This is a genomic window from Metapseudomonas cellulosilytica, assembly GCF_049334135.1.
GTDB lineage: Bacteria > Pseudomonadota > Gammaproteobacteria > Pseudomonadales > Pseudomonadaceae > Metapseudomonas.
In genome coordinates, this window is sequence record NZ_JBHZGN010000027.1 from 1 (window position 1) to 10,537 (window position 10,537).

10 protein-coding genes and 1 pseudogene are annotated in these 10,537 nt (G+C 64.6%); 4 read left to right on the forward strand and 7 right to left on the reverse strand.

The features are described from left to right. Together ACFW0H_RS25270 and ACFW0H_RS25275 are read left to right on the forward strand one after the other, a co-directional pair. A pseudogene (locus tag ACFW0H_RS25270) lies at window positions 1–106 on the forward strand (IS110 family transposase); the annotation flags it as partial. Between the two features lie 179 nt (window positions 107–285). Further along, a complete protein-coding gene (locus tag ACFW0H_RS25275; protein WP_422916597.1) occupies window positions 286–471 on the forward strand; it encodes a hypothetical protein in 186 nt (61 codons plus the stop codon). A gap of 157 nt (window positions 472–628) precedes the next feature. Here ACFW0H_RS25275 and ACFW0H_RS25280 read toward each other — a convergent pair whose 3' ends face one another. Continuing rightward, on the reverse strand, window positions 629–1,339 hold the full coding sequence (locus ACFW0H_RS25280) for a lipoyl protein ligase domain-containing protein (protein WP_422916598.1): 711 nt from the start codon (window positions 1,337–1,339) through the stop codon (window positions 629–631). Between the two features lie 324 nt (window positions 1,340–1,663). Between ACFW0H_RS25280 and ACFW0H_RS25285 the strand changes: the two genes are divergently transcribed. Both ACFW0H_RS25285 and ACFW0H_RS25290 read left to right on the forward strand, forming a co-directional pair. Then, a complete protein-coding gene (locus ACFW0H_RS25285; RefSeq protein WP_422916599.1) occupies window positions 1,664–3,559 on the forward strand; it encodes a multicopper oxidase family protein in 1,896 nt (631 codons plus the stop codon). A 37-nt stretch (window positions 3,560–3,596) separates the two neighbouring features. Beyond that, window positions 3,597–4,265, forward strand: a complete 669-nt coding sequence (locus tag ACFW0H_RS25290; protein WP_422916600.1) for an SCO family protein — start codon at window positions 3,597–3,599, stop codon at window positions 4,263–4,265. A 135-nt stretch (window positions 4,266–4,400) separates the two neighbouring features. On the opposite strand, the gene ACFW0H_RS25295 is transcribed toward ACFW0H_RS25290, so the two are convergent. The 6 genes from ACFW0H_RS25295 to ACFW0H_RS25320 all read right to left on the reverse strand — a co-directional run bounded on the left by ACFW0H_RS25295 (window position 4,401) and on the right by ACFW0H_RS25320 (window position 10,519). Then, window positions 4,401–5,150, reverse strand: a complete 750-nt coding sequence (locus ACFW0H_RS25295; RefSeq protein WP_422916601.1) for a class I SAM-dependent methyltransferase — start codon at window positions 5,148–5,150, stop codon at window positions 4,401–4,403. Window positions 5,151–5,411: 261 nt separating this feature from the next. Continuing rightward, window positions 5,412–6,566, reverse strand: coding sequence for a MalM family protein (locus ACFW0H_RS25300; RefSeq protein WP_422916602.1), 1,155 nt, complete (start codon window positions 6,564–6,566; stop codon window positions 5,412–5,414). Next, entirely contained in the window at window positions 6,566–8,152 is a 1,587-nt protein-coding gene (locus ACFW0H_RS25305; RefSeq protein ID WP_422916684.1) for an outer membrane protein transport protein, read from the reverse strand. The genes ACFW0H_RS25300 and ACFW0H_RS25305 overlap by 1 nt, the downstream gene beginning before the upstream one ends. A gap of 24 nt (window positions 8,153–8,176) precedes the next feature. Beyond that, window positions 8,177–9,181, reverse strand: coding sequence for a transporter family protein (locus ACFW0H_RS25310; protein ID WP_422916603.1), 1,005 nt, complete (start codon window positions 9,179–9,181; stop codon window positions 8,177–8,179). Window positions 9,182–9,218: 37 nt separating this feature from the next. After that, entirely contained in the window at window positions 9,219–9,980 is a 762-nt protein-coding gene (locus ACFW0H_RS25315) for a C39 family peptidase (protein WP_422916604.1), read from the reverse strand. Window positions 9,981–10,066: 86 nt separating this feature from the next. After that, entirely contained in the window at window positions 10,067–10,519 is a 453-nt protein-coding gene (locus tag ACFW0H_RS25320) for a DUF6160 family protein (protein ID WP_422916605.1), read from the reverse strand. Window positions 10,520–10,537 lie beyond the last annotated feature (18 nt).

Sequence of the window (10,537 nt, forward strand, 5' to 3'; positions counted from 1 at the left end):
GGGCAAGCAGATCGTTTGCGCGGCGATGCGCAAGCTGCTGCACATCGCCTATGGCGTGCTGAAATCGGGTCGGCCATTCGATCCGAAACTGGCCCTTGCCCACTAAGGGGCAAGACGGTATCTACAAGGCTGGTGCACCGTGTGGGCGCCACGTCAGGCAAGGGTGGATGTCGCTTTTCACATCCACCAGCGCGGCCACGCCCGGCACCGATGGTGGATCGGTGAAGCGTGATCCACCCTACAAGGCTGGTGCACCGCGCGGGCGCCACGTCAGGCGTAGGGTGGATGTCGCTTTTCACATCCACCAGCGCGGCCGAGCCCGGCGCCGATGGTGGATCGGTGAAGCGTGATCCACCCTACAAGGCTGAGCAGGCTGTATTGGAAATCCGCGCTGCGACGCAAAAGACCCAGGCAAAAAAGACCCGGCAAAGTGCCGGGTCAAAAACCGTGATTAGCCTGATGAGGAGATAATCTGATGAGTCCGAAATCCGGGCTTGTCAGCTTATCCGGCTGGCCGCGAGGCCAGTGATATGAATAATAATGATTATCATTTTTCAGTCAAGCACTATCTGTTGCCGGATGTGAATCAGTCCCATTTGACCCCGAGCGACCCTCTCCCCCCGCGCCCTCACACCAGTTCCAGGCCGGCCTCGGCCAGCGTCCGGCGGTAACAGTCACGCAGCGGGTCCAGGTGACTCCATACCTGCCCCACGCATTCGTCCAGGGCGATATGGCTGCCGGCGCGCACCCGATCATCGCGGCTACAGCCCTCGTAGAAGGCGTTGACCACCTCGACCATGGGCTCGCGCTGGTTTTCCATCAGCACCGCGGCGTGGGCCAGCACCACATGGCGGCTGTCCTCGCGGCGACGGCGCCAGCGCTGGGCGGTGCCGACCAGCTTGCGCGCCTCCAGGGTGACGTTGTAGCGACCGTCACAGAAAGCGCCGTCCACCTCCCCCAGCCCACCGGCCAGGCCCATCCCGGCCAGCCAATCGAGCATCGGCTGGCAAAGGCGCAGGTAGGCGTTCTCGATACGGGTCAGTTCGCTTTCCTTCGGCGGCAAGGCATAAACAAGAGCCACATTCAGTACCGCCGGCGACTGCGGCACCGGCTCGCCACCACTGTCGCGCAGGGCGATGGGCCAGCCCAGGGCGGCGCAGTCGGCCTCGGCAGCGGCGAAGCCTGCCAGGCGGCTCATTCGCTGCGGCATCACCAGCGCCGCCTCGCTCGGGCGCCAGAGCAGCAGCCCGCATTCCTGTTCACCTTGCTGAACGCTGTCCAGCAACTGGCGTTCCGCATCCAGACCCTCGACAACTGCGAAGCGCGAAATCTGATGCATGAGTCCTCCTGCACGATGTCAATTTTCCAGCGACTCGACCGAACCCAGACTCTTGCCACGCCAAGTCATTAATCTCTTTAGGTTTCCTACCGCTCATTACCCGACCTGGGCCGCCAGTCCGCCAGGGACGGTTTTCACCTGGATGAATGATGGCATCCGGGCATCGCCTCTTGTAAGTTTGTTTCAACCTGCTTCGGGAGCGCAGTACACGCCTTCACCGGCATTCACTACAGAGCCAACAAGGCCGACCGGTGCGAGGTGCCCCTGAAGCAGTCAGAGCGATCGAGAATCTCACCGCCAATCAAGCTGTGGAGGACCGCAGCCGTGAAGATCTATCGCTTGAAGTTCAGGGGAACTCCGCTCGTCGCCAGTAAATCCGCAGACGACATCCAACCACCAGACCAGCCCCTCGATAACGCCAACCGCCGCTCGTTCCTCAAGTGGTCCGCTGCCGCCAGCGCCCTGCCGCTGTTGCTCGCCGAGCGCGACAGCCAGGCCAAGGACGGCGATGACTCCACCAGCGTGGCCTCGGACGCCGCCAGCCCGCGTACTACACCCTGGAAAGAATTCCTGCCCAACCAGATGTCCCCGCTCAACCCGGTCAGTGTCCTGCACGGATCCGACGGGGTACAGGTGGTTGCCCCGACCGCCACCGCCGATGCCGAACACGGGGAATGCGGCCGCAAACCCCATCAGCGCTACGACCAGTTGGGTGCAAACCCGACGCTCTATGAGATCAACGTAGTGGAGCGCCCCTGGAAAGCCCACCCGGACCTGCCGGAAATCAAGGTCTGGAGCTACCGCGCCGCCGACTCCACACCGGACAGTTTCAGCCCGGTGATCTTCGCCCGCTACGGCCAGCCGGTGATCTGCCGCTTCCACTGCAAACTGCCCAAGGACCACAAGGGCGTCGGCGTTCCCTACATCTCGGTACACCTGCACAACCTGCACTGCCCTTCGGAAAGCGACGGCTTTCCCGGTGACTTCTTCAGCGCCGACAAGCAGGGTCTGACGCTGGACTACAAGGGCGAGTACAAGGACCACTTCTATCCCAACGTCTACGCCGGCCTGGACGAAATGCAGAACGGCATCGGCGACTACCGCGAGGCCCTGGGCACGCTTTGGTTCCACGACCACACCTGGCAGGCCACCTCGCAGAACGTGGTGCGCGGCATGTTCGGTTTCTACCTGATCTTCGACCACCTGGACTCCGGCGACGAGAAGGACCCGAACCCCGAAGCCCTGCGCCTGCCCAGCTACCCCTACGACTACATGCTGAGCTTCAACGACATGCGTTTCGACGCGAAGGGCCAGCTGGTGTTCGATCGCTTCAGCCCGGATGGCACGCTCGGCGACAAAACCCTGGTCAACGGCAAGATCGAGCCCGTGTTGCGGGTCGCCCGGCGCAAGTACCGGCTGCGCCTGCTCAACGCCGGCCCATCGCGCTTCTACGAGCTCTACCTGAACGACAGCAAGGGCAAGGCGCAGACCTTCACCTACATCGCCAACGACGGCAACCTGCTGCCCGCCCCCATCCGCAACATGGGCAAGGTGCGCCTTGGCGTCGCCGAGCGCGCCGACCTGGTGGTGGACTTCTCCAGATATCCCATCGGCACCGAGCTGTTCCTCGCCAACCGCCTGATCCAGGACACCACCCGGGGGCCGGACAAGGTGGACGGTTCGGGCACCAAGGTGCTCAAGCTGCTGGTGGACCGCGACCCGCCAGAGCAGGACCTCAGCCAGGTACCCGACCTGCTGCGTCCGCTGCGGCCGCTCTGCGACGAGGAAATTGCCCAGGCGAAGGTGCGCCGCTGGGTGTTCGATCGCAAGGGTGGCGAGTGGGCGATCAACGGCAAACCGGAAAACATCCTCGACACCAGCGCCAAGATCGACAAAGGCCAGTGCGAGATCTGGGAGCTGGTCAACGAGAGTGGCGGATGGCAGCACCCGGTGCACGTCCACTTCGAGGAGGGCCGCATCCTCAGCAAGGCGGTCAAAGGCATACCGGTAGCGATTCCGGTTCACGAGCGAGGGCGCAAGGACGTCTATGTGCTCGGCAAGGACGAGACGGTCAGGGTGTTCCTGCGTTTCCGCGATTTCATCGGCAAGTACGTCATGCACTGCCACAACGTGATCCATGAGGACCACGGCATGATGCTGCGCTGGGACATCGAGGACGACACGCCGCCGGAGCCACCAGCCGGGTGCAGCGTCAGCTGAGTCACAGCCAACCCTCGATCGTTACTGGAGATGCCAGATGAAGACTCGCAGAAACCTGCTGCTCGGCGCCGGTATGGCTGCCGCGGGGCTGGCCGCCCTGGGCGCCGGCCTGGTCAACCGCAACTGGGGCGCCCCCGACCCCGAATACGCCGAAGGCGACAGCTTCGGCGCCCGTTACTTCCCCAACGTCACGCTCTACACCCACCAGGGCAAGCGGGTGAAGCTCTACGATGACCTGGTGCGCGACAAGGTGGTGGCCTTCAACATGATGTACACCCTCTGCGGCGGCCTCTGCCCCACCATGACCGCCAACCTGCGCGGCACCCAGAAGCTCCTCGGGGAGCGCGCCGGACGGAATGTCTTCATGTACTCCCTCACCCTGCAACCGGAGCTGGATACGCCGGAGATCCTCAGGGAATACGCCGAGTCCCACCACGCCGGACCGGGCTGGCTGTTCCTCACCGGCGACCCGGCGGACCTGGACAAGCTGCGCCGCAAGCTGGGCTTCTACGACCCGGACCCGGTGGTCGATGCCGACCGCACCACGCACATCCGCATGGTGCGCATCGGCAACGACAGGTTCGACCAGTGGACCATGGCCTCGGCCCGCTCCCAGCCCGAGCAACTGGTGGCGGCCATCAACATGGTGGATCGCTCGGTGGACTACACCTCGCACAATGGCAGGGATGCGAGTCTGCCGGTTTAGGTTCCGGGGAAAACCTGTAGGGGCGAATTCATTCGCCAAGGGCAGCGCAGCTGCCCTCTGGAGAATCAGCAGGGCAGGCCTTCGGCCTGCTTGGCGATTGAAATCGCCCCTACAGCGATCATCCCCTACTGGGTATCAACCCACCCTTCCGAGATTCACCGTCAGGGGCCAGCTCACCCGGCGGGTGCTCGCCGGGTCGCCCCAGGCCTGCTGGAACTCGTTGCGCAGCGGATCGAGGGGGTCGTTCCCGTGGGCGGCCTGGTAGGTCCCCAGGGCCGACCAGCTTTCCAGGTAACCCAGCAACCGTGCCAGGTCCCATTGGGCGTCCAGGGTGAAGGGCGGCACCTCGATGCGCTCGAAGGGGAATGGCAGGGTGCGATAGCCCTGCTCCACATGCTTGCGCTCTTCGGCCCAGTAGGGACCGAGGATGTCCTGGTAGAGGTGGTTCACCAGCGCATCGACCTCGGGGGTTATCTCCGAGCGGTTGTAGGAGATCACCGCCAATAGCGCGCCCGGCCGGCTGACCCGGCGCACTTCGGCGTAGAAGCGCTCCAGGTCGAACCAGTGCAGCGCTTGCGCCACCAGGGTCAGGGCGACGCTGCCATCGGCCAGCGAAGTCTGCTCCGCCGGCTCGCAGCGGTAGTCGATATTGGGCCCGGCTTCGGCCTTGGCCAGTTGCTGGGCGCTCACGTCGGTACCCACCACCCGCTGGAAATGCCGGGCAAGGTCCTGGGTGGCCTGGCCGGTCCCGCAGCCGCAGTCCCAGGCCAGGGACAGGTCCGGCGCCTGCCGGCTGAGCCAGGCGATCAGCTCGGGGTCGTAGGTCGGGCGGTTGGCGCTGTAGGCGTCGGAATTGCGGGTGAAGAGCGATTTGGTGTCGGACATGGCTGGAAATCCGCTTCTGCTCGCTGGGGTTGCCAGCATAGCGCGGCCTGGAGCTGTGGGGCCGACCTTGTGGGGACGAATTCATTCGCCAAGGAGGCCAAAGGTCTCCCCTGACACCCTGCATTTCCCACCCGCCCTCACCCCAGCCCCGCTCTGCGCCCCAGCCAGATCGCTTCGCGCCCTGGCGCTCATCGGCACCGGAAGCAATGCTTCCGAAAACGTGCCTCGTCGCCCCAGAGGGAGAGGGAGCAGTCCGTGCCGCTACTTCACGATCGCCAGCTCGAAGGAGCCCTGGTCGCTGTGCTCGTGCACCTGCATGCCCGACTCGCCGAGGGCCAGATCCTGCAGGGGGCGTTTGAAGGGTTTGTTGTCCAGGGTGCGCAGGCTGCGGTCTTCGTCCGTGGTCAGCAGCAGCACATAGCGTTCGCCCTGGTTGGCGCGGACCTGCACCGTGCCTTCGATGAAGGCGTAGCGGTACCAGGTTTCGCCGTGCAACTGGTAGACGGCGTCGCTCACCAGCCGCGTCGGACGCTTGGCCTCGTCGAGGAACAACAACGAGGGGTAGACCACCTGGCGGATGGCGAAGCTGCGGATGCGCAGGCCGTAGCCGTGTTGGGAACGTGGCAGCTTCAACGCGCTGTAATAGCTGCGCCCCATGGGGAAGTCGAAGCTCGGCGAGAGGTTGTTCAGCTCCTCGTATCGCGGCTCTTCAACCGACACCTCGGTGAAGGCGTCGTCGGGCAGTTGCCCGCAGCAACGGTCCACCAGGTTCTGGTAGAGCGCCTCGCCCTGTTCTTCGCTGCCTTCCAGCAGGGCCTTCATGGCGGCAGTCGGCTGGCCATCGAGGGACGGCAGCGATGCGGCCTTGCGCTTGAACTCCAGCTCGCGGGCCTCGGTGTAGGCGATGGGGCCGGGCGCTGGTTCGCCGCGCGCGTCCCCACCAAGGGCCGGCACCGGCGAGTTGTGGGTACGGCCCTGCTCGTCGACCCAGGTGAAGTAGGCCGGCCCCTGCTCCGGGCGCGAATAACCGCGCCCTTCGAGCACCTCGGAATCGATGTACTCCGCCGAGCGCTGGCCATTGGGCAGGACGACGTCGCGCTGCCCCGCCCCCACCTGCCCCGCCGCGTAGAAGCTGTTCTGCAGGTTGCCGCCGGCATCCACCCAGGTGAAATAGCGCCGCTTGCTCTCGCCGCTCCTGCCGTTGCCGGGCCAGCGGGTGTCGTCGCTGTCCTTGAGGCGCGCCTGGTCGCTCTGGGCGATGCGCCTGGCCGCCTGGCGTTGCTGCTCGCTGTAGCGGGTATCGACGAAGGTGTTGTGCACCCGGCCCTGGTCGTCGATCCAGGTCAGGTAGCGGCCGCTGCTGGCCTGGGCGGTCCCGGCCAGGGTCAGGGCGAGAAGCAGGATGGGCGCTTTCATCAGAAGGTCGTCTGGTAGGTCAGGGCCAGGATGTAGGCCTTCACCGAGGTCTCTACGTTCTGGCCGGCATAGGGGTTGTAGACCAGGTTGTCGATGCCGGTGCAGTTGAGGTTGCAGCTGGTATCGGCCTTGGTGCTCTGCCTGGTGGTGAAGTAGTTGAAGCCGATATCGATGTTGGTGTCCTTGTCCCAGCGGTAGCCCAGGCCAACGCCGTAGAGGTGGGCGTCGCCGATGGGCGCGAGCACATCGGCCTTGTCGTCGGGGATGGCCGAAGGACGCCATTCGTAGCCGGCGCGCAGGGCCAGGCGCTCGTTCCACTGGTACTGCACACCCAGGGCCCAGCTCCAGGTGTCGCGATAGCCGCGGTCGAGGATGATGCTGTGATCGGTGGCCTTGCCGCCGCCGAAGTTCTTGGCGATGCGCAACAGATCCAGCTCGCGGTCGAACTCGATCTCGAACTCGTTCCAGTCGCTGTAGCCGCTCCACTTGAGGTCGAGGTTGAACTGCCAGCGCTCGAAGGGCTTGAGCTTGATGCCGGTGGAGAAGTTGTCCGGGTAGGTCATGTCGAGGGAGGCGTTGCCCGCCTCCTCGTCGATGTTGCCGAGGGGGAACAGCGGGCTGAGCACCTGGCCGAACAGCGAGGATTGCAGACCGGACCAGAAGCCCTGCCAGTCCTTGCTGTAGTCCACCCGGTACTTGCCCTGCAGGTGCATGCGCGCCTCGCTCTGGTAGGTGGCACCCCAGGCGAACCAGTCGGTGGGCTCCCAGAGGACGCCGATATTGTAGGTGGGCGACAGCGACTGCTGCAGGTCCAGGTCCAGGTTGGCCAGGGTGTCGAAGGGGCCGAGCTTGCCGCCGCAGACGTTGATCAACCCGGAGACCACTTCCCCCATCCCCGGCAGGCAGAGGAACTCGTTGAACAGCCGGGTCAGACCGGTGAGGAAGCCCGGGTTGCGGAAGTCCTGGTTGAGCGCCATGGCCTGGTGGGAGAAGCCGATGGACAGGCCCACCGCCAGCTCGTCGTTGACCTGGTAGCCCAGCGAGGGCGAGAAGTAGGTGATGCGCTGCAGCGCCACTTCGCGGCCCTGGTAGCGCGCCGGGTCGCTGTCCGAATCCCGCGAGTAGCCGAGCGCCATGGGCGCATAGACGTTGGTGGCGAAGGTGAACTTGGAGCCCGGTGGATTGATCGAGAGCCCGGCCAGCGGCGCGAAGAGCGCCGGCACCTCGGTCATCCCGCCCATGCCGGGCAGGTACATGGCCGGGGTCAGGGTGCGGCTGCTGGAGTTCTTCACCGGGTCGTCGTCGAAACCGAGGAAGCCATAGTCCGGCGGCGCCTCGAATTCGGCGCGGATGTCCATCACACCGGTGAGGAACTTCACCGTGGTCTGGCGGCCCTTGAGCTTGGTCAGGGCAGCCGGGTTGTAGTGCACGGCGTCGATCCCGGAGGAGTCGGCGGTGATGGCGTTGGCCATGGCCATGGCCTTGGGGTTGCCGATGGTCAGGTCGTTGGCCAGTTGCGCCTGGGCCAGGCCTGCCCAACACAGACCGATCCCGGCGATCGCCTGCGCAAGCGGCGACAGTTGCATGCTCATGAGGTCCTCGCTCGGCGGTTACTGGGCCTTCAAGCCCTTGATGTCGAGGGGGACGGAAAGCCCCAGGAGCACGTCCGGCGAATCCTCGGTCATGCCGAAGCCGGCGTTGACGTTGACGATGTAGTCCGGCGAGGTTCGCAGGCCGAGGGAGAAGTTCATGATCGAACTGGTCTGCTCGGTGCCTTCCAGGCTGGTGTCCTGGAAGCTGTAGGTCGGCTTCGTCGTGTAGGCCATCTGGTAGGAGGTGGCCAGGGACACGTCGTAGGACAGCGCGTAGGCGAACCCCATGCTGAAATTGAGGGTGTCGCCCGGCTCCACGTCTTCCAGCAGGCGCCCGCCGCGTACCTGGTGGATATCGTGCACCGGCAGGTTGTAGGTGTAGCCGACGGAGCCGAACAGCACGACCGGGTCGATCACGTAGGACGCATTCGCGCCCACGCCCAGGCTGTAGTAGCCGTTGCCGGTGGACAGGTCGTTGTCGGAGTTGATGTCGTAGGGGCTCTCGCCGGTGGGCAGGCCGAGGGTGGCGAAGAGTGTGGTGACCGGCCGCCCGCGGGTGGAGGACCAGGGCTGCCAGCGCAGGGTGGCGGAAATGTCGCCGAGGCTGTAGACGTTCAGGTCGCGCTCGGTGTCGTACTTGGCGACGAAGGGCAGGCGTACGCTGAAGGTCAGGTTGTCCCACACCCCGTAGTCGAAGGTGAAGGAGTTGGTGAAGGTATGCTGCGCTTCGCTCTGGCCGACCACGCTGAAGACGTTGTTGCCGGTGCGAATGGTTTCGATCTGGACGTCGCGCACCAGCGAGTAATCGAAGCCGTAGGTGAGCGTGCGCTCGCCCTTCTTCAGCAGCGTGTAGCTCTTCTCCGACGCCTGGAAGACTTCTTCCAGCGCCTTGGCACTGTCGGCGTCGTCTTCCTTCTTGCTCAGTGCGTCACGCGCCTCGTCCACCGAGGCGTCCTCGGCGTGCAGCGGCAGACTGGTACAGAGCACCAGCATGGCCAGCCATGCGTATTTCCTTGGTCCCATGGTGCTATCCCCAGGTCTTTCTTGTTATGTGCGGGTGTCACTTGCGGCGGATGTAGCGGATATCGCCCCCCGAGCCGAGTTCGTTGATTTCGTTCTCGGTGAACTTGGTGATCTGCGGAAATTCCTGGAACGCCAGCAGGCTGACGATGCGGTCGTCCACCAGGCGCAGGTCGCGCTCGGTCAGGGCCATGGCGTTCCGCGGTTCGTTGCCCGCGGGAAAGATCACGAAGAGGACGTTCTGGTCCCAGATTTCCTCGAAACGGGCGCGGGTGAAGCTGATGTTGCCGAGGGCGGGATCGGCGACGAACACATGCTCGTCGTAGACGTCGCGCACCACGACGAAATGCTTGAAGCCGCCATAGTGGATCGGGACGATGGCCGGGTGCTCCAGGCCATCAAGGTCGGCGAACTCGGCGCGGAAGCCGCCGCTCTTGTAGCCCAGGGCGCCGACGAAGCGCTTCATGTCCAGCAGCGAGAAGCCGCGCCGCTCGACGATCTTGTCGGCCTCGCCATAGCGCAGCAGGCCTTCCATCACCTGGCGTTCCTCCAGGTTGCGGCCCAGGTAGTAGTCGAGCATCGTGGTCAGCGCGGCGGAGCCGCAGCTGTAGTCATAGGCCTGGCGGATGACGTTGCGGAACTGCAGCTGGCTCATCGGTTCCACCACCGCCGTCTCGCGATAGGGCCCATTGGGGGTGAGCGGCTGGCTGATGTTCACCGCCCCTTGCGGTTGCGGCTTGGTATCCACCGCCTGGGTGAAGCCGAACAGACCCAGCAAACTGCCAATCAGGATTTCGATCATTGCCGTTCCGACTACAGGGCGCGCGGAGAAAGACCCCGCCGGCGGAGGCCGGCGGGACTTTCCGGATTACGGGATGAACCGGGCTGTCAGTGGCCCCAGACCTTGATGGTGGAGCCGGACATGTTCATGTTGTTGACGGCCAGGGCGCCGATGCTGGCGGAACTGGCGTCGCCTACGCGGATGGCGCCGACCGAGAGCTGGCCGGTCATGGACGGCAGGCTGATCTGCAGCTTGTCGGTGCCACCGGCGCCGCCGTCGATGACGTCGATCTTCAGCGGGTCGCTGTCGAGGATGTCGAAGCCGGTGAAGGAGATGGTTTCCAGGCGCAGGGTGCCGTTGGTGGTGGTGCCACCGCTGGTTTCGGAGTCGGTGTAGACCACGCTGCCGATGCTGCCGTTGAAGCTGCCGGAGATGCTGATGCCGTCCTGGCCGGTCACGCCAGACAGCGCGGTGTCGTCCATCGCCGTGAGGTCGGCCTGGGCCATGAAGGGTGCAGCGAGTACAGCAGCAGCCAGAGCCAGTTGTTTGAAGCTTTTCATTCTTTTTATCTCCAAAAT

Coding starts and splice junctions, on each gene's coding strand:
- ACFW0H_RS25275 (WP_422916597.1), top strand. CDS start 286: ATGTCGCTTTTCACATCCACCAGCGCGGCCGAGCCCGGCGCCGATGGT.
- ACFW0H_RS25280 (WP_422916598.1), bottom strand. CDS start 1,339: ATGCATCAGATTTCGCGCTTCGCAGTTGTCGAGGGTCTGGATGCGGAA.
- ACFW0H_RS25290 (WP_422916600.1), top strand. CDS start 3,597: ATGAAGACTCGCAGAAACCTGCTGCTCGGCGCCGGTATGGCTGCCGCG.
- ACFW0H_RS25295 (WP_422916601.1), bottom strand. CDS start 5,150: ATGTCCGACACCAAATCGCTCTTCACCCGCAATTCCGACGCCTACAGC.
- ACFW0H_RS25300 (WP_422916602.1), bottom strand. CDS start 6,566: ATGAAAGCGCCCATCCTGCTTCTCGCCCTGACCCTGGCCGGGACCGCC.
- ACFW0H_RS25305 (WP_422916684.1), bottom strand. CDS start 8,152: ATGCAACTGTCGCCGCTTGCGCAGGCGATCGCCGGGATCGGTCTGTGT.
- ACFW0H_RS25310 (WP_422916603.1), bottom strand. CDS start 9,181: ATGGGACCAAGGAAATACGCATGGCTGGCCATGCTGGTGCTCTGTACC.
- ACFW0H_RS25315 (WP_422916604.1), bottom strand. CDS start 9,980: ATGATCGAAATCCTGATTGGCAGTTTGCTGGGTCTGTTCGGCTTCACC.
- ACFW0H_RS25320 (WP_422916605.1), bottom strand. CDS start 10,519: ATGAAAAGCTTCAAACAACTGGCTCTGGCTGCTGCTGTACTCGCTGCA.